This is a genomic window from Nocardia sp. NPDC058640, assembly GCF_042716995.1.
Lineage (GTDB): Bacteria > Actinomycetota > Actinomycetes > Mycobacteriales > Mycobacteriaceae > Nocardia.
Genome location: NZ_JBHXRG010000008.1, coordinates 43752 through 69308 on the forward strand (window position 1 = coordinate 43752; position 25557 = coordinate 69308).

22 protein-coding genes are annotated in these 25557 nt (G+C 66.4%); 18 read left to right on the top strand and 4 right to left on the bottom strand.

Annotated elements, in window-relative coordinates; translation table 11 throughout:
* Positions 1 to 317: 317 nt before the first annotated feature.
* Positions 318 to 1979, top strand: coding sequence for a serine/threonine protein kinase (locus ACFWU5_RS12985; RefSeq protein ID WP_379267288.1), 1662 nt, complete (start codon positions 318 to 320; stop codon positions 1977 to 1979).
* On the opposite strand, the gene ACFWU5_RS12990 is transcribed toward ACFWU5_RS12985, so the two are convergent.
* The gene (locus tag ACFWU5_RS12990) at positions 1936 to 2715 is read right to left on the bottom strand and encodes a metallophosphoesterase (RefSeq protein WP_379242288.1); all 780 of its coding nucleotides are present in this window, start codon (positions 2713 to 2715) and stop codon (positions 1936 to 1938) included. The genes ACFWU5_RS12985 and ACFWU5_RS12990 overlap by 44 nt on opposite strands.
* Before the next feature lie 173 nt (positions 2716 to 2888).
* Here ACFWU5_RS12990 and ACFWU5_RS12995 point away from each other — a divergent pair, with 173 nt between their 5' ends.
* Positions 2889 to 3899: an alkaline phosphatase family protein gene (locus ACFWU5_RS12995; RefSeq protein ID WP_379267289.1), complete on the top strand. Its 1011-nt coding sequence runs from the start codon at positions 2889 to 2891 to the stop codon at positions 3897 to 3899.
* Positions 3900 to 3936: 37 nt separating this feature from the next.
* Here the strand turns inward: ACFWU5_RS12995 and ACFWU5_RS13000 are convergent, their stop codons facing one another.
* Positions 3937 to 4578 carry a hypothetical protein gene (locus ACFWU5_RS13000; RefSeq protein ID WP_379267290.1) on the bottom strand — a complete coding sequence of 214 codons (642 nt, stop codon included), beginning with the start codon at positions 4576 to 4578 and terminating at the stop codon, positions 3937 to 3939.
* 547 nt (positions 4579 to 5125) lie between these two features.
* Here ACFWU5_RS13000 and ACFWU5_RS13005 point away from each other — a divergent pair.
* The 15 genes from ACFWU5_RS13005 to ACFWU5_RS13075 all read left to right on the top strand — a co-directional run bounded on the left by ACFWU5_RS13005 (position 5126) and on the right by ACFWU5_RS13075 (position 22399).
* A complete protein-coding gene (locus tag ACFWU5_RS13005; protein WP_379242285.1) occupies positions 5126 to 7495 on the top strand; it encodes a RelA/SpoT family protein in 2370 nt (789 codons plus the stop codon).
* 530 nt (positions 7496 to 8025) lie between these two features.
* On the top strand, positions 8026 to 9078 hold the full coding sequence (locus ACFWU5_RS13010; protein ID WP_379267291.1) for a hypothetical protein: 1053 nt from the start codon (positions 8026 to 8028) through the stop codon (positions 9076 to 9078).
* 9 nt (positions 9079 to 9087) lie between these two features.
* Complete coding sequence (locus ACFWU5_RS13015) at positions 9088 to 9936, top strand: MinD/ParA family protein (protein WP_379242283.1); 849 nt, start codon at positions 9088 to 9090, stop codon at positions 9934 to 9936.
* The gene (locus ACFWU5_RS13020; RefSeq protein WP_379267292.1) at positions 9933 to 10574 is read left to right on the top strand and encodes a hypothetical protein; all 642 of its coding nucleotides are present in this window, start codon (positions 9933 to 9935) and stop codon (positions 10572 to 10574) included. The genes ACFWU5_RS13015 and ACFWU5_RS13020 overlap by 4 nt, the downstream gene beginning before the upstream one ends.
* A 94-nt stretch (positions 10575 to 10668) precedes the next feature.
* A complete protein-coding gene (locus ACFWU5_RS13025; RefSeq protein ID WP_056815437.1) occupies positions 10669 to 10962 on the top strand; it encodes a hypothetical protein in 294 nt (97 codons plus the stop codon).
* Positions 10962 to 11216 carry a hypothetical protein gene (locus ACFWU5_RS13030; protein ID WP_379242281.1) on the top strand — a complete coding sequence of 85 codons (255 nt, stop codon included), beginning with the start codon at positions 10962 to 10964 and terminating at the stop codon, positions 11214 to 11216. The genes ACFWU5_RS13025 and ACFWU5_RS13030 overlap by 1 nt, the downstream gene beginning before the upstream one ends.
* A 104-nt stretch (positions 11217 to 11320) precedes the next feature.
* Positions 11321 to 12136, top strand: coding sequence for a hypothetical protein (locus ACFWU5_RS13035; protein WP_379242280.1), 816 nt, complete (start codon positions 11321 to 11323; stop codon positions 12134 to 12136).
* A gap of 59 nt (positions 12137 to 12195) precedes the next feature.
* Positions 12196 to 13635, top strand: coding sequence for a hypothetical protein (locus tag ACFWU5_RS13040; RefSeq protein ID WP_379267293.1), 1440 nt, complete (start codon positions 12196 to 12198; stop codon positions 13633 to 13635).
* The gene (locus ACFWU5_RS13045; RefSeq protein ID WP_379242278.1) at positions 13632 to 15128 is read left to right on the top strand and encodes an SCO6880 family protein; all 1497 of its coding nucleotides are present in this window, start codon (positions 13632 to 13634) and stop codon (positions 15126 to 15128) included. Before ACFWU5_RS13040 ends, ACFWU5_RS13045 begins: the two co-directional genes overlap by 4 nt.
* 7 nt (positions 15129 to 15135) lie before the next feature.
* Positions 15136 to 17535: a hypothetical protein gene (locus ACFWU5_RS13050; RefSeq protein WP_379242277.1), complete on the top strand. Its 2400-nt coding sequence runs from the start codon at positions 15136 to 15138 to the stop codon at positions 17533 to 17535.
* A complete protein-coding gene (locus tag ACFWU5_RS13055; RefSeq protein WP_062982964.1) occupies positions 17532 to 17840 on the top strand; it encodes a transposase in 309 nt (102 codons plus the stop codon). The genes ACFWU5_RS13050 and ACFWU5_RS13055 overlap by 4 nt, the downstream gene beginning before the upstream one ends.
* Positions 17841 to 17901: 61 nt before the next feature.
* Entirely contained in the window at positions 17902 to 19551 is a 1650-nt protein-coding gene (locus ACFWU5_RS13060; protein WP_379267294.1) for a peptidoglycan DD-metalloendopeptidase family protein, read from the top strand.
* A complete protein-coding gene (locus ACFWU5_RS13065; RefSeq protein ID WP_379242275.1) occupies positions 19548 to 20117 on the top strand; it encodes a hypothetical protein in 570 nt (189 codons plus the stop codon). Before ACFWU5_RS13060 ends, ACFWU5_RS13065 begins: the two co-directional genes overlap by 4 nt.
* A 90-nt stretch (positions 20118 to 20207) precedes the next feature.
* On the top strand, positions 20208 to 21974 hold the full coding sequence (locus ACFWU5_RS13070; RefSeq protein ID WP_379267295.1) for a TraM recognition domain-containing protein: 1767 nt from the start codon (positions 20208 to 20210) through the stop codon (positions 21972 to 21974).
* A complete protein-coding gene (locus ACFWU5_RS13075) occupies positions 21971 to 22399 on the top strand; it encodes a DUF4913 domain-containing protein (RefSeq protein WP_379267296.1) in 429 nt (142 codons plus the stop codon). The genes ACFWU5_RS13070 and ACFWU5_RS13075 overlap by 4 nt, the downstream gene beginning before the upstream one ends.
* Positions 22400 to 22460: 61 nt before the next feature.
* Here ACFWU5_RS13075 and ACFWU5_RS13080 read toward each other — a convergent pair whose 3' ends face one another.
* Both ACFWU5_RS13080 and ACFWU5_RS13085 read right to left on the bottom strand, forming a co-directional pair.
* On the bottom strand, positions 22461 to 23057 hold the full coding sequence (locus tag ACFWU5_RS13080; protein ID WP_379267297.1) for a hypothetical protein: 597 nt from the start codon (positions 23055 to 23057) through the stop codon (positions 22461 to 22463).
* Positions 23058 to 23295: 238 nt separating this feature from the next.
* Entirely contained in the window at positions 23296 to 24192 is an 897-nt protein-coding gene (locus ACFWU5_RS13085) for a peptidylprolyl isomerase (protein ID WP_379267298.1), read from the bottom strand.
* 85 nt (positions 24193 to 24277) lie between these two features.
* Between ACFWU5_RS13085 and hisS the strand changes: the two genes are divergently transcribed.
* Positions 24278 to 25552 carry a histidine--tRNA ligase gene (gene hisS, locus ACFWU5_RS13090; RefSeq protein WP_379242270.1) on the top strand — a complete coding sequence of 425 codons (1275 nt, stop codon included), beginning with the start codon at positions 24278 to 24280 and terminating at the stop codon, positions 25550 to 25552.
* The last annotated feature ends 5 nt before the right edge of the window (positions 25553 to 25557 follow it).

A 25557-nucleotide genomic window follows, 5' to 3' on the forward strand; every position in this document is an offset into this window, starting at 1 on the left:
TCCATCTCGTCCCACCCAGTGAAGACCCTCGGCGTGTGCTGCTGTGTATGCGATCCGTGATGATCATCGAACGCGCCCCTCGTCAACGGAAAGCCTTCCGCCGCAACGAGTCCGACCCCAAGCGTCGGCGCTGAAGCTACTGACGTGCTGAAACATGGTGCACCGCAACCTCTCCGACGTAGAGCGACCGGCTTCCGGGGATCATGGTGTGTCCCGAAGTAGGACGTATCGGTACATTTCGGGCATACTGTCGGCCTAGGGCCCGTCGATGGCGTGTCGGCAGCGTCCTGTGCTCGTGGGGAAGGGAACAACTGAACATGCACTCATTGCGATCCGATGACCCCAAGTCAATCGGACCATACGAGTTGTTGGGAGTACTCGGATCGGGAGGGATGGGGCGGATCTATCTCGGCCGCATCGGGAAGGCAGGGCAAGCGGTTGCGGTGAAGGTCATCCGGCCCGACTTGGCCGACGATACTGAATTCCGTATCCGTTTCCGCCGGGAGGTGGCTGCCGCGCGGCGCGTCAAAGGAAAACACACGGCGGCCCTGCTGGATGCCGATGTTGAGGCCGACCATCCGTGGTTGGCTACCGAATTCGTAGCTGGTGTACCTCTCGACGATGCAGTTCGAGAACACAACGCGCTTCCGGAAGAATCGGTAATCCTTCTTGCCGTCGGACTTGTGGATGCACTGACGGATATTCACAATGCAGGAATTGTTCACCGTGACCTGAAGCCGTCGAACATCTTGCTTACCACGGAGGGGCCGCGGGTTATCGATTTCGGAATCGCGCGTGCCGCTGATGACACGGTGCTCACCGCGACAGGTCAGTTCATCGGATCGCCCGGATATATGGCTCCTGAGCAAATCGCGGGCACCGACGGTCAAGGCTCCAGTGGCGATATCTTCGCGCTCGGTGGTGTATTGGTCTTTGCTGCAACGGGCCGCAACCCGTTTGGGAGTGGCGACCACGTATCCATGCTATGGCGAGTCATGTATCAGGAAGTCGACTTCGGTAGTGTCCCAATGCGGTTGCGGCCAGTACTCGCCGCTTGCATGGCCAAGGAGCCCGATTCCAGGCCCACTCTCACGCAACTGCGCGAACAGTTCGACGTCCTGAAGTCTCTCGACCGCCCTAAATGGCTTCCGTCCCCAATCTATGAAGCAGCCAGCCGACGTGATAGCGCCTTCTTGGATGGTTGGAGCGCCGATGGAGACGATGGCGGAGCAGCTTCTTACCGACTCGCTGCGGTGCCGCTGACTCCGGATGCAGCCCCATCTCACGGTTTCGACGAAGATCCGAATCGTGAGATATCCGCAATGAGCCGCACGCCGCCAACCGCTGAAAAGGGAGTGGTCTCGAGGCGGCGATCAGGACGCCTCATTTTCGCGGGCATTGGCATTGGAGCTCTCATTCTGGGTGTAGCAACCAGTGGTTACCTAATGTTTGGCGATGCATCGAGAAACAGTGATTACGCATCCTCGGAGGGTTCCGCCACTTCCGTCACTTCGGTGCCTCCATCAGAAGCGGTGGCCACCGTCACCGCCGCGCAGCCTACGACGACGAGTAGTCATATAGCTGTCGCTACCACTGTCAAGTCTGCTACCGAATCACCAGCCGCGGCTCCGCCTGCGGGCGACCTGCCCGATAGCTTCGCCGCGACGTGGTCAGGTATAGATCCGCTCTCATCCGGGCCTATCACTGTCATAATGCAATCCGGAAATATCGGAGATGTAATCGGCACAATGAGTACTAATGACAATATTCTTGGTTGTACGGTGAGCACCCTAACGCTAGTCAGTGTGAGCGAGTCGCAGGTAAAGACGGAATATCGCGGATCAAGCCCAGGATGCATTCAGGGCTCCCCTGGTACCTATGCCACCTTTACGATTAGTGGGGAAAACGTTCTTTCGATGCTTTACAGTGGGAGTGCTACGCCATTGGCCTTCGTCCAGCAGTTGTATCGAACTTCATAACTCCGGTGGTTCCCAGGTCGTAGAGGGCAAAGGCGCGGCGTAGGACAGGGTACGAAACATTGTGGACAACAACGTTTCCGGGCGTGCGACCGTGTTCGGTGCCGGCGTGAGCGTGCCCGTGCAAGGCGAGGGTCGCAGGGGCGGCGTCGATCGCTTCGCCCAGGGCCTGACAACCCAGACCGGGAAAGATCGACGGTGCCTCGCCGGTCAGGGTCTCGATGGTGGGGGAGAAGTGCGTCAGGGCGATGCGGGTGGGGGTGTCGAGGGTGGTGAGGGCCTGGTGGAGGCGGGCGGCGTCGACGGGGCCGCGGCGCATGAGGGCGCGGTGTTCGTCGGTGGCGGTGTCGGGATCGCCTGGGTGGGTGGGGAATCCGCCCGAACCGCCCATGACGCCGGCGATGCCGATGCGGTGGTCGCGCACGGTGCGGATCGTCGAATCGCCGTCCAGCACTTGGACTCCGATGTCGGCGAGCAGGTCGGTGAGGAGGTCGACGAGTCCGGCGTCGTGGTCGTGATTGCCCAGGACCGCGATGACCGGAACCGGCAGGTCGACCAGTTCCGCGCACAGGAGTTCGGCCTCGTACTCGGTGCCACCATCGGTGAGATCGCCTGCCAGCAACAGCATGTCGGCTTGGCTGCCCAGACGCTCGAAATGGGGTCGGAACTTTCCCGCGACGGCCGCACGCATGTGCAGGTCGGCGGTGGCGGCGATGCGAACTGGCGTTGGGTTCCCCATCAGCCAAGAGGGCCACAGCGACTGGGCTGTTGTCAACGGAATTCGGGGTGCGCGCCATGTCTGGTTCGTGGGTTGTTCAGCGGGGCGTCCGGGTGATGCGCAGTGGATGAAACGTCGATGAATACCCTGGTGGCGGGCTCGCCGGGGCCGCCGGAGAGCCGCATGGTGAGCTCATGCGCGAGACGTCCGCTCCGGCGAAAGTGCTTGTTGCGCTGGCCACTGCGTTGGTGACCATTCCGCTGGTGGGGTCGGCGGCCGGGTCGGTGGCGGCGTTCGATGATGTGGGGGTGCGGGTCGACGCGACCGCTGCATTCGGTGCACCGTCGCGCGGGGTGGGAAATGTGGTGAACAAGGTTGTCGTGATCGGGATCGACGGGCTGATGTTCGACAAGGCCGACGCGACGCAGGCACCGAGGTTGCGGCATCTCGCCGCGCAAGGACTGCTGTCGCAGGGCAGTATCGCCGGGCACATCACCGTGTCCGGGCCGTCGTGGGCGAGCGCGCTGACCGGCGTGTGGGATACCGAGCACGGGATCACCGACAACGAATTCGACGGCGGCCCGTTCCTGGCGCACCCGACCGTGTTCACCCGGATCGAACGCGCCGACCCGAGTAAGCACACCGTCGCCATCGGCACCTGGCACCAGATCGCCACCATCGCCGCCACCGGCGACCGCCGAGCCGACCTCGCACTCACCACCGCCCCCGTCCCCGACGACCCCGACGAATCGGCCACCGACGCCGCCACCGCCACCGAGGTGATCTCGACAATTCAGCGATCAGGCCCCGACCTGACCTTCACCCACCTCGACCAGATCGACCTGGCAGGCCACCAACATGGCGGCGCATCCCGCGCCTACCTGTCCGCCATCCGTCGAGTCGACGAGTTGGTCGGCACCATCGTCGCGGCCGTAGACCGTCGGGCAGCAACCAACCCCCACGAACAGTGGACAGTCCTGGTCACCACCGACCACGGCCACCTCCCCACCGGCGGCCACGGCGGCCAAACCCCCGCCGAAACCGCCAACTTCGTCATCGCCCGCGGCCCCGACTTCACCCCCCACACCACCGACGCCCACACCCTCGTCGACATCACCCCCACCATCCTCGACCTGCTCGCCACCCCACCCGGCCGCCTCGACGGCCACAGCATCCGCACCCGCCCCACGACCGACACGCGCTGAGAAGCTCAACGCCTTCGTCGACCACGGCTATTTCAAGCTATTTTTTGGGCCGGATGACCGAGATGTCGACCGAACTCACGGTGAGCGGTGTCGAGGTTTGCCTGATATCGCGGGCCAATGCAGTCGCGGATTCGGCGGTGAAATCGCCCGAGATGGTGGTTCGTCCGCCCATCTGTGGACCTTGCATCACTTTGGGGGCGCTCAGGACCGTTGAGTCGAGGACGAATGCGACGCGCTTGTTGATCGAATCGCGGGTGAGCGAGGCCCAGGCGTCGCTGCCCGTCGCGGTGAAGGCGAGATCGATCTCGTGTCTGGCTTGCCGGGTGTTGAGTCCGGCGATGACGGTGTCGACCTGGCGGCCGTCGATTCTGGACGGGCCGAGCAGGAACGCCTCGGTGCGGTCGGTGGCGCAGGTGATGAGCGGTAGCGAGGGGTCGTCGGTGCCGGCGAAGGGGTCGGCGCCGGCGCAGTCCAGGGAGTTGAGGACCTCGATCTGGGTGTCGTGGTCGGTGCTCTGCCGGAGCGCGCGTAGATCCCCTGGAACGGGTTGGGGGGGCGGTCGTGGGCTGGGTGCGCTCGGCGACGGCCAGCACGGGGCGCAGGTGCAGCGAAGGGATTCGTCCGTAGACGCGTGCGCCCTCGCCCGCCGTGTCGCGCACGGTGGCCACGACCGACCCACCCGACACCGATGTCTTCGCGGCATACCCGTTGCGCGCGAGGCGATCGCCGATGACCTGCCGGAGACTGTCGAGATCGGCGGGCTCTGGCTTCGCCCCGTCACGCTGAGCGAAGGTGTAGGTGATCCGCGTTTCACAGCCGGGGCAGTCCGCGGGTGCGGTGGTCGTCGCCGGCACCGTCGACTCGATGGCATCGTCGGCACCCTGACCGAACGAACAGCCTGCCGCCGCCAGCACCATCATGGTCACCACGGGCATGAGTCGAATCCGCACAGCTGGTCCATCCTGTTGAAAACCTTGTTCTACCGGGTGAGATTTATCAGATACCGGGTGTCGGTGCCGAACCGGCGTACATTCGTCGAGGTGGGACGTAGTTTTCGGGCGCTGACGTCGGCGCGTGGCGCGCTGATCGGCGGTTGAGTCGATTCCGCCGCACCCCTGTGACCACCGTGATTCGAACACCAGGTCGGTAGGGGGATTAAAGTTGGTGATCCGGGAGGTTGCAGCACTCGGCCGATGTGGTCCGGATGCAGCATGAGAGGTGGTGGCATGACTCGTCAACTCGGCGAAGCGAACGTTGGTCAGGAACCCACCGGCGCCAAGCCAAGCGGAGGTGCCCCGGTGAATCCAGAACCCGTCAAGCCGTCCCCCACCGCCTCGGTTCCCAGCTCCGCCTCGCGGCGGGTGCGTGCGCGGCTGGCCCGAAGGATGACCGGTCAGCGCGGGATCGCGGCGGTCAAGCCGGTCCTGGAACCGCTGGCCACGGTCCACCGTGAGCTGTATCCCAAGGCCAACCTGAGCCTGCTGCAGAAGGCCTTCGACGTCGCCGATGAACGGCACGCCAAGCAGTTCCGCAAGTCCGGCGACCCGTACATCACCCACCCTCTCGCGGTGGCGAACATCCTCGCCGAGCTCGGCATGGACACGACCACGCTGGTCGCGGCGCTGCTGCACGACACTGTTGAGGACACCGGCTACTCCCTCGAACAGCTCAAAGAGGAGTTCGGGCAGGAGGTCGCGCACCTGGTCGACGGCGTCACCAAACTCGACAAGGTCAACCTGGGTGCCGCGGCCGAAGCCGAGACCATCCGCAAGATGATCATCGCCATGGCGCGCGACCCCCGCGTGCTGGTGATCAAGGTCGCCGACCGGCTGCACAACATGCGCACCATGCGGTTCCTGCCGCCGGAGAAGCAGGCCAAGAAGGCCAAGGAAACCCTCGAAGTGATTGCGCCCCTTGCGCATCGCCTCGGCATGGCCACCGTCAAATGGGAGCTCGAGGACCTCGCCTTCGCGATCCTGCACCCCAAGAAATACGACGAGATCGTGCGCCTGGTCGCCGACCGCGCCCCCTCGCGCGACACCTACCTGGCGAAAGTGCGCGCCGAGATCACCAACACCCTGGCCGCGTCGCGGATCAACGCGATCGTGGAAGGCAGGCCCAAGCACTACTGGTCGATCTATCAGAAGATGATCGTCAAGGGCAAAGACTTCGACGACATCCATGACCTGGTCGGCATGCGCATCCTGTGCGAAGAGGTCCGCGACTGCTACGCCGCGGTCGGTGTCGTGCACTCGCTGTGGCAGCCGATGGCGGGCCGGTTCAAGGACTACATCGCGCAGCCGCGCTACGGGGTCTACCAGTCGTTGCACACCACCGTGGTCGGTCCCGACGGCAAACCACTGGAAGTGCAGATCCGCACCCAGGACATGCACCGGACCGCCGAATTCGGCATCGCGGCGCACTGGCGGTACAAGGAAACCAAGGGCAAGCACTCCGGTGACGCCGCCGAAGTCGACGACATGGCGTGGATGCGCCAACTGCTGGACTGGCAGCGTGAAGCCGCCGACCCCGCGGAGTTCCTGGAATCGCTGCGCTTCGACCTGAAATCGCCGGAGATCTTCGTGTTCACGCCCAAGGGCGACGTGATCACGCTGCCGCAGAAATCGACCCCGGTCGACTTCGCGTACGCCGTGCACACCGAGGTCGGGCACAAGTGCATCGGTGCCAGGGTCAACGGCCGACTGGTCGCGCTGGAACGGCAACTCGAAAACGGCGAAGTCATCGAGGTGTTCACCTCCAAGGCACAGAACGCGGGCCCCAGCCGCGACTGGCAGAAGTTCGTGGTCTCCCCGCGCGCCAAGGCCAAGATTCGCCAATGGTTTGCCAAGGAACGGCGCGAGGAAGCCCTCGAAAGCGGCAAGGAGCAGATCTCCAAGGAGGTCAAGCGCGTCGGACTGCCGCTGCAGCGGTTGATGAGCGTCGAGGCCATGACCGCGGTCGCGCACGAACTGCACTACAGCGACATCACCACGCTCTACACCGCCGTCGGCGAACACCAGGTGTCCGCGCACCATGTGGTGCAACGACTCATGGCCCAACTGGGCGGCATCGGCGACGTCGAGAACGAGCTGGCCGAGCGGTCCACCCCGTCGACCACCCCCGCGCGGCAACGCGTCACCGGCGATGCGGGCGTGCTCATTCCGGGCGCGTCGGGCACGGTCGCGAAGTTGGCCAAGTGCTGCACGCCGGTGCCGGGCGACGAAATCATGGGCTTCGTGACCCGCGGTGGCTCGGTCAGCGTGCACCGCACCGACTGCACCAACGCCGATTCGCTGCAGGAACAGCCCGAACGCATCATCGAGGTCTCCTGGGCGCCCTCGCCGTCGTCGGTGTTCCTGGTCGCCATCCAGATCGAGGCGCTGGACCGCACCCGGTTGCTGTCGGATGTGACCAAGGTGCTGGCCGACGAGAAGGTCAACATCCTGTCCGCCGCGGTCACCACCCACGGCGACCGCGTCGCGATCAGCAAGTTCACCTTCGAAATGGGCGATCCCAAGCACCTGGGCCACCTGCTCAACGTGGTCCGCAACGTCGAAGGCGTGTACGACGTGTACCGGGTGACCTCCGCCGCCTGACACACACGCAAGGCCCGGACACAGGTAAAGGTGTCCGGGCCTTCGCGTGTCACCGTCGGATCGCCGAAAGATTGCTGGCCGCACAGCGTTTGCCGGAGGCAGTGAAAGGGCCGCGAAGGGCAGCGGTTGGGATACCCGGAATCTGTTACGGTTTAGTGCGTTTCAACGCTCCACTGGTCAGCGGAAACGGACTGTGATGCGGATCGATAATGCTCGGTACACGACACACCTGACGGCGACGCGCACGGCGTTCACCGTTGCTTCGCTGTCGATTTCGGCGGGGATGTCCGACTCGCGCGGTTTGGGAATGTTTCCGAGCCCTGGCGGCGCGTCTACAACATCCGCACGCCGTGGTGGGGGACAATTTCGGTTCGGGACAGGAGCCGATGGCGCCTCAATCCGGCGGCGCGACGACTCCGCCTGCCGCGACACCCTTCACCACCGCACCTCCACCTGTCCGTTCTCTGTGAACTGATCACCGAGAGGTCTTCGATGCGAACTGTGCCCGGCGCCGTGGAAAGGGGGGAATGTTGAAGTCGTACAACGAATTGTCGCGCTGGTACTCGGCCCTGGAGCCGCAGACCCAGCCCGACGACCCCGCGCGCGGGGGCACCACCGACCCGGTGGCCGGCGACGAGCAGCCCGACGATGCCGCCGAACCGTTCAGCCTGACCCTGGACTTCCAGCCCGACGCCGTAGAGCATGTCGAGTCGAAGGCGAAGATCGAACCGTTCCAGCGCGTGGCCGAGTTCGATGACACGACAAGCCAGTCCGTGGACATCGACGCCCTCGACTACGACAAACAGCCGATCCCGGTCGAACCCGCACAGCCGGTCGAACCCGAACCGATCCCCGCACCCCCCGCACAGCTGGCCGACCGCCGCAGCGACTACACCGGCGGCTGGTCGGACTGGGTCGCCGACCCCGCGCCCGCCACCGACGACGACTACGACGCGAACCTCGTCCAATTCCCCTGGCCCGACGCCGCCACCGACGAATACGACGACGCCCGAGTCCTGGAACCCTCCGGCGCTCTGCGCGCGAACCGGAAACGCCACCGCGCCTGGGTCGTTCTCGCGATCTCGGTGCTGGTGCTCGTGGTCGCCGCGACCGGCGTGGCCTTCCTGCTGTTCGGGCGCGGCGCCACCACCACCGCCCGCCACGCGGACTCGCCCCTGCATTTCACCGCGGGCAACCTGACCGCCGACCCCGCCGGACAGTGCCCGACCGAACGCACCGACACCGTGGTCCGCAGCGCCGAAGCGGGCGGCACCGACTCCGGTCCCGACGCGGTACTGGCCTTCCAGCACGCCTACTACGTGACCCGATCGGGTGCGCAAGCCCGCGCGGTGGTCACCCCCGACGCCGAAGTGTCGCCCGCCGCGGTGATCCAGCGCGGCATCGACACCATCCCGGTGGGCACCACCCACTGCGTGCGGATCACTACTGTCGCGACCGACCGGTTCACTGTGGAGGTCACCGAGTTTCGGCCCGCGGGCGCACCGGCGACCTACACCAAGCAGTCGGTGCGCACAGCGCAGGTCGGCGATCGCACGCTCATCACGGGCATCGCGGCAGGGTAAGGAGAAGCGATGACAGACGACTGGAGCCGATGGCTCGACGAGGCCCCGGACGGGGCCGACGATCCGGTGCGTGATCCGGCCCCGGTGGTGCGGTTACGGCGCAAGAACGGGGAACGCCGCGACGGCACCCGCAGACCGATCCTGGTGGTCGGCGGCTGCGGCGGTGCCGGCACGACAACGACCGTGCTCGGCCTGGCCGCGGAACTGGCCGCCGTGGGCGCGACGACCGTGGCCGTGGACGCGACCGCCGCCGGCAGCGATATCGCGTTGCGTGGCGCGGACAAACACCTGCACCCGGTGAACCTGCAGTCGTGGGTCTACGGCCGCGGCGACGACGAACCCGCCCCGCTGGAAGACTGCCTGTCGCGCTCGACCTCCGGTTTCGGTCTGCTGTGGCGCGACGCGACCCCGCTCCGTCGGCGCGCGACATATCTCACTGTGGCAAGGACTTTGGACTCCGGCGGGTATACGGCGGTCTACGACGGCGGCAATCCGATAGCCGGACGGCAACTGCGACCCCTGCTCGACGACGCCGATATCGCCCTGGTACTGACCATTCCGGCGCGCGTGGACGCGGCCAACCGCCTGCGGGTGACCCTGGAATGGCTCGACGACCACTACGGCGACGACGGCGCGGGCGTGGTGGCCGACACCACTATCGTTGTCTCACACCAGTATTCGCACGACGACTCCCGAGTAGCCGAGCATTTGCGCGAACACCTGTCGGGCTGGGTGCGCGAGGTCGTGGAGATCCCGTACGACCCGCACCTCGCGCGCGGCGAGCTCGTGCGCCACAGCGAGCTGGCCACCGCGACCCGTTCGGCATATGCGGACCTGCTGGCCGGGGTGGCATCATGACGGCAGCCATGAATCTTCGTCGTCGTCGTGAACCGGACGCCCCCGCCGGTGTAGTCGCGCCGCCAGAGTCGCTGCGCGCCAAGATCTGGGAGCGCCCGGTGCCGGGGGTCGGCCGGGCGCCACTGGTGTGGTTGCTGGGCGTGCACGGTGGCGCGGGTGCGACCACGCTGTCGCACGTGCTGGCACCCGCCGCCGACGCGCGCGGACGCTGGCCCGGGGTGTTCGATCGCGAATCGCCCTATGTCGTGCTGGTCGCCAGGGAAACCATCTCCGGTCTCACTCGCGCGCACGACCTGCTGCGCCAGCACCACGCCGGACTCGCCGGTCCGGCACTGGTTTTGGGTCTGATCACCGTCGCCGCGCGTCCGGGTCGGATGCCACCGGAGATCCGGCGCTACCGCGACGTGGTCGGCTCGCTGGCCGGACACGTCTGGCAGGTGCCCTGGTTCGAGGAATGGACCCTGGTGGAATCGGACGCGCTGCCGGTGTGGACGCCGGGCGACGAGGTGGCGGTCAAGAAACGCCGCGCCGACCCGCTCGACGAAGTGCCTCTGGAAATCGGTGAGCTCGGAACCGATGTGGTCGCCGCGATCCGGGCAAGTCTCGGTGCGCCCGGTAGCGGCGAGAGTCGATCATGAACGCCGGGCGGGAATCCGGTCGGTGGTGTACAAACGTGTGTCGGCGTCGAAGTGTTTGCGGCACAACACCTTTACAGTGGGAGAAAGGCACCCGATGAGCATGCTCCTCCTCGCCGTGCAGGACACGTACGGCACCGTGCTGGCCCAGGTCGGAAATCCGACCCCGGAAGCTCCCCCCGGCTCGGAAAAGATCCTGCAGCTGGTGCGCTACCTCACCTGGTTCGTGCTGCTGTCGGGCATCTGCGGCATCACCTACGCGGGCGGTAAGTTCGCGTGGGAGCGGTGGACCGGTGGTGGGCTCGAGTCGCCGAAGATGGTGGCGGGCGCCATGATCGGCGGCGTCGTGGCCACCAGCGCCGGCACGATCATGAGTGCGGTCATCGGTTAGTGATCACTGTGCTCGCCTATAAACAGCTCCCGGCCGAGGTGTTGGCGCCGATCATGCAGCTGCTGAACTGGTTGCTGTGGTTCGTGCTGTTGATGTGCCTGGCCTGGATGATCCTGGCGGCGGGTCGACTGTGGATCGCGTTCCGCAGCGACCTGGCCGTCAACGATGCCTCGCACGGCATCTTGATGAGTCTGATCGGCGCCTCGGTAGCCAGTACCGCGTCGGCGATCGCGCTGGCTTTCCTGCCGGCATGAGTTGGCCCGTGACCGCGGTGGGGCAGGGTGGCCGCGGTGCGAAAATTGTTGGGTTACAAAATTACTGAACGACCGCACGACATCGTGATATCGGAGGGACCGCAGTGAGCGAGAAGGAGCCGGGCACGCGCGACCGCGCTTCCTTCGGCATGATCGCCTCCGGTGCCTTACTCGCGCTGATCCTGGTCGCGGGCGCGGTGGTGTACTTCACCCGCGGTGGTGACACCGAGGTCGACAGTGCACCCCCGCCCGCCCAGGCCGCGGGCGGAACAGGTTTCGCCGAACCTGACGTCGACTTGCTGGGCAGGCGGGTCGACATTCCGAACAATCCGGCGGGCCAGCCGTTGGCCCAGCAACCGGGTACGCAACGTACCGCCGCGGACCCGGATTGGCTGACCGCCGCGCCGGAGGGCACCACGAAACCGCATGGGTGGCAGCGTGTCTACGGCGCGTCGGTCCCGTTCTCCACCTCCGACGGCCCGACCCGCATCGAAGACGGACTGGCCGTCGGGTACGCGCACACCCCGCAGGGCGCGGCCCTTGCCGCCGCGCAGATCACCTATCGGCTCAACGCGCGCCCGGCCGACCGTGACCTGTACGTGAACCAATTACGGGTCAGCACAGCACAATTGGCCGCCTACGACTCGGCGCTGTCGGGTGACCGGCTGCCGAAACAGCAACCGGAGAAGGTGACTCGGTACTTCGTGGCCTCCGACGCGTTCAAAATCGACGACTACGCCGACGACCTGGCGATCGTGCGGCTGGCCTCGCGCGGCCCCGTGCTGGGCGGCAAACAGACCTACGCCGCCATGCGGATGATCGTGGTGTGGGACGACGGTGACTGGCGGTTGAAACCGTCCACCACGACCAATGCGCAGACCGAATACGTGGAAACGCTGACGGGGTGGACGACATGGTGACCATCGTGGACAAGCACAGCCCGGATCGAAGCCGCGCGAATCATGCAGGGGTGCAATCAATGCTGAGGCGGATCTTCACCATCTTCGCGGTGGTCTTCACCGTCATGCTCGCCACACCGACCGTGGCCATGGGCCAGACCTACGGCTTCGACGAGGCGTGCAACGAACTGCACGACACCCTCGACGGCGTCGCCATCCCCGGCATCTCCCTCGGCGACGCGGCTTCGGCGGTCTGCAAGGCGGGCAACGCGGCCTCCCATCCCGGCGACGCGGCCACCGCGGTCAAGGACAAGGCGTGGGACTCCACCTTCGGCAAGGTCGTCGACTCGCTGATGAAGGGCCTGGGGGAGGCGCTGATCCTGGCGTTGACCTTCTGGATGAAGGTGCCCAACGAGGCGGTGAGCAACTCGGGGGAGCTGTTCACCAAGATCAACGACTACACCTATCAAATACAGATATTGCTGTTGATCGCGTCGGTGATCATCACCGGCGGCCGGTTGGCCGAAGCCAGACGCGGGGCGGCGGTCAGTGAGGCCGCGGAATCGTTCCGGCTGTTCGCCCGAGTGGTGTTCAGTTCGTGGATGCTGGGGGCGGTGATCGTGGCGGGCACGCGCGCCTCGGACAAGTTCTCCGAATGGATCATCGAGGACGCCACCGGCGGCAATGCCAAGAACATGGCCGAGTTGATGGTGAAAACCTCGAAACTGCAAGCGTTTTCGCCCGGTTTGGTGTTGATCATCGCGATCGTCGGACTGCTCGGTGCGCTCGCGCAGATCGTGTTGGCCATCGTGCGGCAGGGTCTGCTGGTGGTCGCGGCGGGTGTGTTGCCGTTGGCGGCGGCCGCGTCGGCTACCGGGACCGGTAAGCAGTCGTATCAGAAACTGGTCGGCTGGATCATCGCGTTCATGCTGTTCAAACCGGTGGCCGCGATCGTGTACATGATCGCGTTCACCACCGCGGGGCACGTCGACGAGACCACCCAGTCCGGCGGGTTGCCCAGTGGTGAGGACGCGCAGCGAATGCTGGTGGCGCTGGTGCTGCTGTGCAGCGTGGCGTTCGTGTTGCCCGCGCTGATGCGGTTGGTCGCACCGGCGGTGGCCACGGTCGGTCAGGGTGGTTCGGGTCTGGTGGTGGCCGGTGGTGTGGGTCTGGGCGCGATGGCGCTGGGTGCCATCGGTACGAAAGCCGTTGCGTCGCGGCCCGTCGCGGCACCCGGATCGGCGGGATACTTCGCCGGTGGATCGGGTGCCGGTGGCGCGGGCAGGCCCGGTGGTGGTCCGCGACCGACACCGCCACCACGCGGCGGCGGCGGAGGCGGTGGTGCGGCGGCGCCCCCGGCGGCCAGTTCCGGCTCGGTACCGGCGGGGGCCCGCAATGTGGTCGCCGCGCGCACCGCGGCCGGTGGGGCCACCCGCTCGGATCAAACCATGGGCGACGTCGCCGGTGACCGCTGGGCGAATCGTTCACCCGACCTGGGCAGGAGCACAATTCCGCGATGACGACCTCACCGACAGACACCTACGAGCGCCGCTCGTACGGGCTGTGGCAGAAACCGCGCAGCGCGGGCCTTTTCGGGCTGCGCTGGGAAGAGACCGTGATCGGTTTCGTCGTGGTGATCACGGCACTGATCTGCGCGATGGTCGGTGGATTCAAATGGGGCTTCATCGTCGGCGGGCTCGGCGCGCTGGTGATGGTGCCCCTGGTGTGGCGCACGGGCGGCCGATCGGGCTATGAGACGGGACTGATGATGTTCAACTGGAGGCGCTCGCGCAAGAACGGCGAGCACGTGTACCGCGGTGGCCGGTTCTCCCGGATTCCCGGCGGTGTCACGAAATTGCCAGGGCTGCTCGCGCCGTCGAAGCTGTACGAAGGCATCGACGCCGGTGGCTACCACTTCGGGATGATCCATCTGCCCGCGTTCGCGCAGTACACGGTGGTGTTGCGGGCCTGGCCGCAGGGGCACGAAGCCGTCGATCAGCCGGTGATCGACCGCTGGGTCGCGGCCTGGGGCACGTTCCTTGCCTCGGTCGGGCAGACCAGTGACATCGTGGCGGTGGTGCCGGTGATCGACACGGTGCCCGAGACCGGAAACCGGTTGCTCAACGAGGTTTCCACCATCACCCGGCCCGAAGCGCCCGAACTGGCGCAGCAGGTGATGTACGAGCTGGCGACGGAATTACCGCAGGAGCGGGTGCAATTGCTGCCTCGGGTGGCCATCACGTTCAAGGCGACCACCGCCGAGCGTCGCAAGAACCCGGCGGAGGAGGCCGTGGAGATCGGGCGCAGGCTGCCCGGTATCTGCGCGGCGCTGGCCGAGGCGGGCGTGCGGGCGCAGCCGATGTCGGCCGAAGAGGTCATCTCGTTCATCCGCCGCAGTTACGACCCGGCCTCGCAGGCCGATCTCGAGGTGGCCGCGGCCGATCCCGGTGGGCACGGTCTCGGGTGGGACGACGCGGGTCCGGTCTCCTATGACGAGAAGTGGGATCACCTGATCCACGACGGTGGGCGCTCGGTGACCTGGGAGATGGACGCGGCGCCCGAAGGTGCCGTGGACGAGCGGGTGTTGCAGCGACTGCTGGCGCCCAATCCCGAAGTGCCACGCAAACGCATCGCGATCGTCTACCGGCCGCACTCCGCGGCGGACGCCGCCGAGATCGTCGACGACGACTTCAAGAACGCCCTCGTCGCGCAGCAGAGCGAGCGCGGTGTGGTCTCGGCGGCGGCGACGCTGCGAGTCGGTGCCACCCAGCAGGCCCGTGAGGAACAGGCACGCGGCCACGGTGTCACCCGCTTCGGCGCGCTGGTCACCATCACCGAACCGCTGCGCGGCGACCTGCCCCGCATCGAAGCCATCACTCGAGACCTGTCCACCCAAGCCCGGCTCAAGATCCGGCGCTGTTACCGCTACCAGTCCGCGGCGTTCGCGGCCTCTCTTGGTTGCGGCGTGATCCTGCCCGAACACGCAACCATTCCGAAGGCATTGGCGGGGTGAGGCGACCATGGGACGCGACTACGAACCCCCGGTGCGCGACCGCGACGACGTCGCGTTGCGCCCGATCCACCGGCCGCCGCGCATCCGCGGCGAACAGCCACGACCAACGGGCAGCGCGCCGCGCGTGAGCGACGACGTGCTCGACCTCGACGAGCGCACCGAACGCGACGAGCGAGAAAGCTCGGCGCGGGGATCACGCACGCCCGAGGAACAACCCCGCAGGTCGCGTGAGGACCAGCGTTCGGATCGAGGTCGGCCGACCAGACCCCGTGGCGAGCAGCCGCCGCGGACTCGTGAGGATGAGGCGCGTCGGCCGCGCGAAGACGATGCACAGTGGTCACGAGACAACGCTGCCCGCGGTTTGCGCGAGGATGACCCGGTTCGACGCCGCGGCGACGAGCCGGGTCGTGCGCGTGGCGGCGAGCGCGTGCGTGGCGGCGAAGGCACAGGGGAGCGGCGGACTCGGCGGCCGCGTCCCGAGGCCGAGCGGGCGGCCAGGGCGCAGCGTGGGTTACGTGAGCAGGATCATGGGCCGCGGTTGGAGCAGGAACGGCCGCAAGGGGAACCGAAGCGTCGGCCGAAGCAGGCTCCGCCGAAGGTGAAGAAGAAGCGGCCCGCGAAGGCTGTTCGTCCGGTGCGGCCCGACGAGGCCGCCGATCGGGCGATGGGGTCGGGGCGGTCGGCGAAATCGACCAAGCCGGACCGGCGTTCGCAGTCGGGTCCGTCGCTGCTCGATGACGCGACCCGTGCCCGTTACGAGATGATCGCGCGCGAACAGTCGGGTCTGCGCGCGGCCTGGGCGACGTTCCGCATTCACACCGACGACCTGCGCCGCAACAATGCCAACGCCCGCAGCGAGGCCGTGGTCAAGGACGGATTCGACCGCACCACAGCGGAATTGACCGACCGTGGGTATTCGGGTGCGGGTGGCGGCAAGATGAACGTGGTCGGCCGCCCGGTCGAGTACCGGGCCACCACCGCCCAAGTCGCGGGTCTGTGGCCGTGGTCCGTCGGTGCCGGTGCGCCACTGATCGGCACCCCGCTCGGTTCCCACCTGCACACCGGCGCCCCGGTCTGCTTCGATCCGATGAACTGGTTCATGCGCGGCAGTTTCATCACCGCGCCGAGCCTTTTCGTGTTGGGCCTCAACGGTTTCGGTAAGTCTTCGCTGGTGCGCCGGATCGTGCTCGGCGGCATCGCCCAGGGCATCACCCCGCTGATCCTGGCCGACGTGAAACCCGACTACCGCAAGATGGTCGAACTGGTCGGCGGCCAGGTGATCGACCTCGGCTACGGGCACGGCAAGCTCAACCCCCTCGCCGCCGGCGTGCTCGGTTCGGTGGTGCCGCGACTGGAAGACAAACCCGCACTGCAACGTCAGGTGCTGCAAGACCTGCGCGCCCGGCAGGTCACGCTGATCGCGGGCCTGGTGGAACTGGTGCGCGGTGCGCGCGTGGCCGACTTCGAGGAAACGCTCATCGCCACCGCGTTGCGCATCCTCTACCAGCCCGGCGGCTTCACCCCCGACAAACCGCCGATCATGGAAAACCTCCTGGAAGTGATCGTCGACGGCGGCGCGGAAATGATGCTCGACGCCGGCGCGGACAACACCGACGAATACCAGAACGCCATCAAGGGCCTGCGCCGATCACTGCGCGCGCTCACCCAGGGCCCCTTCGGTGCGATCTTCAACGGCCAGACCAGCGTGCCCATCGACACCAGCGCCGTCGCGGTCTGCATCGACGTCTCGCACATCCCCAGCGGCGACAAGAAACTCAAAGCCGCGGTCATGCTGGCCTGCTGGGCCGACGGCTTCGCGTCGGTGGAAGCCGCGCACGTGCTCGCCGACGCCGATCTGGGCCCGCAACGCTACTTCCAGGTGGTGATGGACGAGCTGTGGCAGGTGCTGGGGCTGGGCGACTTCATGGTCGACCGCGTCGACGAACTGACCCGCCTGCAGCGCGGCCTGGCCACCGCGCTGATCATGATCAGCCACACCATCAAGGACCTGCAGGCACTGGGCTCGGACGCCGCGATCGCCAAGGCCATCGGCTTCCTGGAACGCGCGCGCGCCAAGATCTTCGGGGCGCTGCCCGCCGAGGAGATCAGCAGGCTCGACTCCACGGTGCCGTTCACCTCCGCCGAACAGGAGATGGTCACCAGTTGGTCTGCGCCGCAAGCACTCACGGGCGAGGCGCTCAAACCCGGCCAGCAGCGACCGTCGCCGCCGGGCACCGGCAAGTTCTTGTTGAAGGTCGGCGAAGATCGTCGGCCCGGTATTCCCTTCCACATGGAGTTCACGGTGTCGGAGCGGGAAAGCGGAATCCACGACACGAATCAGCGGTTCAGCGAGTTCGGTGATAACCCGAGGGGCACACCGGATTACACGAACGGGAGTGATCAATGATGCCGCACCGGTCCTACCGTCGGGTCTCGCCCGAGGTGCGCAATGCCGCCGTCGCGCAGGTGGTCGCGCTGACCGACAAACTGCGCAGCGAATCCGAGGCCTGCCGCATGGTCGCCGAACAGATCGGCGTGCACGCCAACTCGGTGCGCAACTGGGTCCGCGCCACCCAGGACCCCAGCCTGGACCGCCTCGACGCCACCGCGCTGCGCCGCAAAGTGGCGCTGCTGCAACAACAGCTGGCCGCCGCCGCGGAGATGAACCGCACGCTCGCCGACACGCTCAACGAGTCCCGGCGCCGCACATGACCAGCGCCGCGGCGGACGGCGCTCGAGCCGACGCCCGGCGCGGAACGCGGGGAGGCGGCCGGTGAACGTCCGCACGATGATGTTGACCACGATCGGTGCCGTCATCGGTCTGGTGGCACTGGTGATGGTGATCGTGCTGCCCTCCTCGGATGAGGGCTGCGAGACCGACGACGTGCTGAACGGGTCAGCGGTGCCCACCCTGCCGCAACTGGGCGGCGACCATCGCGCGGGGGCGACCAGTTCGGTTGTCCCCTCACAGAATCCGTCTGTCACGGGCACGCCGTCGCTGGCCGCCGGTGTCGGCCCGTTGCGTCGCACCATGCCGATGGAGATCGGCACCTTCACCATCTCCGACGTGTTCGGCTCGCGCGGCGGCGACCACAAGGGCATCGACATGGCCGCGGCCGACGGGACCACGATCTACTCCGTGTCCGACGGGCGCGTCGTAGCCGCCGGTGCCGCTTCGGGTTTCGGCAACTGGATCGTGGTCGACGCCGTCGACACCAACGGGCGCGCCTACTCCGCGGTCTACGGCCACATGTGGGACGCGGGCGTGAAAGTGCGCACCGGCCAGACCGTCACCGCTGGTCAGCCCATCGGCATGGTCGGCTCGGCGGGCGAATCCTCGGGCCCCCACTTGCATTTCGAGATCGTGCCCGGCGGTCGGTTCACCGGTGGTCGTCAGATCGACCCGATGCCCTGGCTGGACGGCGCACCCACCCCCGATGTCGGTGGTGCACGGGCATTTTCGAGCGACCCCCACTGTGTGCGCGGATTCGGCAGCGCCGGTGGGGCATTGGCCGACGGAAAGGTGCCCGCCGAACTCGAGATCTGGTACCGGCGCGCGGGCACGGTCTGCCCGGAGATCTCCTCGTCGCTGCTGGCCGCGCAAGCCAAGCAGGAGTCCGGGTTCCGGCGCGGCCTCACCTCGCCCGCGGGCGCGCAAGGCCTGGCCCAGTTCCTGCCCGGCACGGCCGTGAGCATCAACCCCGACGACGGCAAGCCCTACATCATCGACGCCGACGGCAACGGCACCGCCAGCGTGTGGGACGACGGCGACGCGATCATCGGCCAAGCCCGCTACATGTGCGCGATCGCCCACAAGATCGCCGGCTGGCTGACCGCCGGGCGCGTATCGGGCGACCTGGCCGCGCTCACCCTGGCCGGCTACAACGCCGGTGAAGGCGCGGTACTGACCTCGGGCGGTATGCCCAATCAGTACGCGGCGCACTTCTCCGAAACCCGGCCGTACGTCACCAATATCTTGTCGATGGAACCGCAATACCGCGCACCCGGCGCACAGGGCCGGTTCACCCCCGGGGAGGGCAGCGACGGCGAACAGATCGTCGAAGCCGCCCACGACTGGCTCGGCACGCCCTACGTGTGGGGTGGCGGCGGTCCGCAAGGGCCCAGCGGTGGCGGGTTCGACGGGCCCGGATTGACCGCCGCCGCGGTGTTCGCCGCGTCCTCGGGGGCGGTGTCGTTGCCGCGCACCGCCGAACAGCAATGGGAAGCCGGACGGGAAATCCCGATCGCGAAGGCGGCAGTGGGCGATCTGGTGTTCAGTGGATTCGGACGCCAAGGACCCACACAAGTCGGGATCTACACGGGCAACGGTCACATGATCCAGTCGATGCCCCCGACCAGCGGAGGCGGCGGCGTCACCGAGATGGCGGTGCCCGGCGACGCGCGGGCGAGGAGGGTGTTGTGAGCACGCGACCAGCGATAACCTGGTGGGAGAGAACACGAATCCGCACAACCCCGGCGGTGATGCTCGTGGCTGTCGCACTCGCGGTACCCGCCTGCGGTGGCGACACCGCCGAACCCACGCGCACCCAGATCACCTCCACCACCCGCCTGCTCGAAGCCGCCGTCGACCCGACCACACCCGACGGCGTCGCCGTAGTCGCCCTGCGCGAGATCTTCACCTGGAACCCCACCACCGAACAACCCGGCTCCTCGCTCCAACGCGCGCGAAAATGGCTGGGGCCCAGCATGATACGTATGCTCGACACATCGATCGGGGCCACCGACACCCCGAAACCGTCACTGCAATGGGCCGACTGGGGCAAGGCGAAAGCGCACGTGGAAGCCTTCACCTTCGCCTCGGGCGAACCCGCCCCCGCTACCGCGGATCCCGCCGTCGCGCAATACAAGATCGGCATCGAACAAACGGTCGTCTACCCCAACGGACGCACCGAAGCCCTACCGCCGAGCACGGTCATCGCGACCGTGGTGCACACGCCGCAAGGCTGGCGCCTCGACGCATTCCGCTGACCACCCACCCACCACGTCCACAAGGAGGCACCCGTGGCGAAGAAAAAGGTGACGGACCCGGCCGCGATCGGACCCGACACGACGTTGATCATGATCGTGTTCGGCTTCGCCACGCTCGGTACGTTGGCGGCTGCCTTACATCTGGGTAATGCGTTGGACGATGCGCCGCAGAGCATTCCGGCGAATCCCATCGCAGTGGTCGCTGACCTGGCGCGTGGAAAGTTGCAGTGGCCAACTGAATCGACGGTGATCGTACTGTTGGTGATCGCTGCGGTCATCGCGTTCTTCGTGATCCGCAAGCAGCTGAAAAAGCGTGCGGGTGCTGGGCGCTTGGCAGTGGACGACAAGGCCGACTACATGGGCACTGGTAGCGCCATCGCGTCGATTACCGAGGACGGGGTTCGGGCTAAGGCGAAGGATCTCGGCATCGTGTTGGGTACGACCGATTCCCCTGGTGTGCCGATCGGCGTCGCCGTCGCCGACGGAGCCCCACTGTACGGATCGTACGAAGATCTACATCTCGACATTTGGGGTCCTCGGCAAGGCAAGTCGACCTCGCGCGTAATTCCGGCGATCCTTTCTGCGATCGGACCGGTGCTCACTACCTCGAACAAGCGAGACGTTGTCGACGCCACCCGCAACGTGCGCGAAGCAAAGGGCAGCCCCACCTTCGTGTTCGACCCACAGGGAGTCGCCGACGAATTGCCGACGTGGTTCTGGGACCCGCTGGCCTGGGTCAATCCACGCATGGAAGGCTGTGAAATGCGGGCGGCCCGGTTGGCGGGGCATTTCGCCGATTCCGAAAGCACATTTGAAGCGTCCGATGCGGACGGCTTCTTCAATCCAGAGGCCGAAGACCTGCTCGCCGCAATGTTTTTGGCCGCCGCGATTGCGGGTCGGCCGATCACACAAGTCTGGGAGTGGGTCACCGATCCGCAGAATATCGAGCCCGTCGAAGTGCTACGCAAGGCGGATCGCCACTTCACAGCATCCGGCCTGGCCATGCAATACAACGCTGACCAGCGGACCAAAAGCGGAGTTTTCGGTACCGCGAAGAAGATGATTCGGTGCCTGCAGATGTCGAACGTCCATGCCTGGATTACCCCCGGTAGAAGCGAGCGGCAATTCGACGAGCTCGATTTCATCGAGCGAAATGGGACCCTCTACTGCCTGTCCTTGGAAGGCCGTGGGTCGGCGGCGCCGCTGGTCAGTGCGCTCACCGAGGCGGTCATCGATGTAGCGACCCGTAAGGCATCACACTCGCCAGGAGGGCGGTTGCCGATTCCGTTGCTCGCGGTGCTCGACGAGGCGGCAAACGTAGTGCGCTGGAAGGACCTGCCCAAGCAGTACAGCCACTTCGGGTCGCGTGGCATCGTGGTGATGACAGTGCTGCAGTCGTGGGCGCAGGGTGCGCGCTGTTGGGGGGAGGCGGGAATGAGCGCCCTGTGGTCGGCGGCCAACATCAAGGTACTCGGCAGCGGTGTCGACGATATGGCATTCCTGCGCGACCGCTCCGAGGCAATCGGTGAGTACGACTCGATCTCGCAGTCGATCTCGCAGTCGGGCAACAGCAAGAGCTATTCGCGTTCGCTCAGTTCATCGGTGACCTTCACCCCTCAGGGATTGGCTACGCTACCGCGGGGCCGGGCGGTGGTATTCACCTCGGGTCAACCAGCAGTGCTGGTTCGCACGGTGCCGTGGTGGGAAACCGAGTACGTCGACGCGGTGAAGCAATCAATCGAGTTCAACATTCCCTCCGGCAAGCCGCGTATGGACGAGCTGATCAGTCAACCGTCACTGTCGAAGTCCGTCCCGCAGACGGAGATCGGCGATATCGAGGAGGTCAAGCCGCTGTGATCGAGGAAATTCCGGGCTCCCGCGAAATCGCCAATGGCTACGACGACGTGTTCGTCTTCGTGAAGGAGTATCTGAGCAAGGTCTACAGCAGACAGGTCACCGACATCAGTGACACCGTGTGGTGCCCGGAATGGTGGCGCCACACCGAGGCAGTGATCAGGCTCGACGCTGTCTGGCAAACCTGGGAACATTTCCGGTTGCAGGGCGGTCCGGGAATCAGTGTGTGGTTCCTCAATCACGCGGACCGGCATATGGCCATGCTCTTCGACCCTCGTGGTCCCTTCAAATATTGCAGCGTGCGCAACGGGCACAAGGAGATGCTGGATCCATTGCCGCAGGATCCACCGCAAGGTCCCGACCGGGCGATGTTCACCAACCCACCCCCGAACGGCCCGTGGCAGAAGACCATGGAACCGCGCGCGTAGCGGGCGACCCGGGTCGCTGAAGTACCAAGAAATTGGTGCTTCAGCGACATGGAGTCCAGCTTCAGCGGCCTCTTTCGATTCCTCGTTCGACGCCGCGTTGAATCCCGCGGGCCTCGATTCCGCGTTCAATTCCGAATTCGCGGGTTGCCGCGTTGGTGCGTCGAATCGCGTCGGCCGGGTCGATTCCTTGGCCGATCTCCATCAGCATGCGCACTTCGGCCAGATCTGGCGCTACTCCTGCCCTCTGCAGGTGTGCCGCGATCGCTGCGCGTCGTTCGCTGGAGTCATAGCTTGCCGTGTGTCCGACACTGCTGGATTGCCCAGCGGCAGTCGAGGCGAAGGGTGAGCCTTTCTTGCTCAGGCTGATGCCACGCGACTCCACCCCGCGCGACTCGATGCTGCGTGCTTCGATCGAGCGCGACCCGACCGACATCATCTGCACCAGTTCCATATTCCGCGGATCCTTGGCCTTCAGATCCCGCGCCTCGCGAATCTGCAACTCGCGCGCTTCCTTCATCTTGGCCTCGATCGCCTTCGCGCGAGTCTCGGCCTCTTTCTGACCGTGTTCACGCGACTTGAGTGCCACCAGCGTGGCCATTTGCAGCATGGTCCGCATCATGGATGCGGTTTCGCTGCCGATGTCGTCGAGTTCCGCCATGACTGCTCCCGATGCTGCTGTGGAAGTGGATATCTGACCCTACCGCGCGCAGGACACAGTGCGATGACTGGTTGGACGGAGTGGCGGCGAAGAAATTGCCGGTGAGGGGGCTGTAACCCGGATGAATTATAGGGTTGCCTAGCCTCTGATGATCTTCTTCGCACGTCAGGGCCCGAAAACCGGAAACGGACCGGACACCGCAGTGGTGTCCGGTCCGTGACCTGGTCGAAAAGCGGTGTCAGCCCACCTTGACGGAGGTGAACGAGATCGGGATGGCCGGGCCGCCGTCTTCGGCGCCGCCCTTCACGCCGCCGCCCGCGACCTTGTCCAAGGTGGCAAGACCGGCTTCGTCGATGGTGCCGAAAATGGTGTAGTTCGGCGGCAGCTGCGTGTCACCGAACACCAGGAAGAACTGACTTCCGTTGGTGCCCTTGCCTTCCGGCGTGGAGCCCGCGTTGGCCATGGCGACCACGCCGCGCTTGTAGTTCACCGGCGTCTGCAGGGCGGGATCACCCGCGGGGTACAGGTCGGTGGGGTACTCGTTGTCGAAGCTGTAGCCGGGTCCACCCATGCCGGTGGCGGCCGGGTCGCCGCACTGCAGGATGCCGAAACCGGCCGTGGCCACGATGCGGTGGCAGCTGGTCTTGTCGAAGTAGCCCTGTTCGGCCAGGCTCACGAAGGAGTTCACCGTGCACGGGGCCGCAGCGCTGTTGAGCGACAAGCCGATCGGGCCCTGGGTGGAATCGATGGCCACCTTCACCTCGGGACCGTCGGTGGCCACCGAGGTCTTCGCGGGCACCGTGACGGGCTTGGCGGGCGGCTCCTGGCCTGCCGGGTAACCGCAGTCCACGCTCGCGGGCTTCGCCGCAGCCGGGGGCGGGCCGGGGATGTCCAGGGGTGTGTTCACGAACGCGGTCGTGGGCACCGCCGAGGACGACTCGGCGTTCGTGGACGCGCTGTCGTCGCCCTTGGTGAGGAAGTACACCCCGGTCACGGCTGCGGCGACCACGATCACACCCAGTACCGAGCCCGCGATCGTCAAGCGCTTGCGCTTCTTCTCCTGCTCGGCCCGTCGTGCCAGCTGGCGCTCCAGCTTGCGCTTGGCCGCCGCCCGTCGCTGTTCGTTACTCGGCACTACCGCGTTCCTCCCGTGTCGTCAGGTTCGGTTAGAGGGTAACCGGTTGGACGCCGAGGGTGTCCGTGGGGAAAACTGGACCATCGTGACGAAGACCAGCAGCTTCACCGCCCCGAAGGGTGTCCCGGACTACCTGCCCCCGAATTCGGCCGAGTTCGTCGCCGTGCGCGACGGCTTGATCCACGCCGCCCGACTTGCGGGATACGGGCATGTAGAGCTGCCGGTATTCGAACAGACCGCGCTGTTCGCGCGGGGTGTGGGCGAATCGACCGACGTGGTCAGCAAAGAGATGTGGACCTTCGCCGACCGCAACGGCGAGAGCTTCACCCTGCGCCCCGAAGGCACCGCCGGTGTCATGCGCGCGGTGATCCAGCACGGCCTCGACAAGAGCGGCCAGCTACCGGTGAAGCTGTGCTACGCCGGGCCGTTCTTCCGCTACGAACGCCCGCAGGCCGGTCGCTACCGGCAGCTGCAGCAGGTCGGCATCGAGGCCATCGGCATCGACGATCCGGCCCTGGACGCCGAGGTCATCGCGATCGCCGACGCCGGATTCCGGTCGCTTGGCCTGGACGGCTTCCGCCTCGAGATCACCTCGCTGGGCGATGAGACCTGCCGCCCGCAGTACCGCGAACTGCTGCAGGAATTCCTGCGTGGGCTGCCCCTCGACGAGGAAACCCAGCGTCGCGCCGAGATCAATCCGCTGCGCGTGCTCGACGACAAACGTCCCGAAGTGCGCGAGCTGACCGCGAACGCGCCGCTGATGATCGACCACCTGTCCGAATCGGCGAAAGCCCACTTCGACGAGGTGCTCGCCCACCTGGACGCGCTCGGCGTGCCCTACGTGGTGAATCCGCGGATGGTGCGCGGACTGGACTACTACACCAAGACCACGTTCGAATTCGTACACGACCAGCTCGGCGCGCAGTCGGGCATCGGCGGCGGCGGACGCTACGACGGGCTGATGGCCGAACTGGGCGGACAGCCGTTGTCGGGCATCGGGTTCGGCATCGGTGTCGACCGGACCGTGCTGGCGCTGGCCGCGGAAGGCAAGTCCGCGGCCGACCCGGCGCGCTGCCAGGTCTACGGTGTGGCGCTGGGTGACGAAGCCAAGGCGAAGATGGTCGCGCTGGCCGGACAGCTGCGGGCCGCCGATATCAGCGTCGACCTGGCCTACGGCGGGCGTGGCATGAAGGGCGCGATGAAGGGCGCCGATCGTTCGGGGGCGAAGTACACGCTCGTGCTCGGTGATCGGGACCTGGCCGAGAACACGATCGGGGTCAAGGAAATGGCGACCGGCGATCAGCGGTCCGTGCCGCTCGACGGCGTGGTCGCGGTGTTGCGCGAGGCACTGGGCGGCTGAGTCGA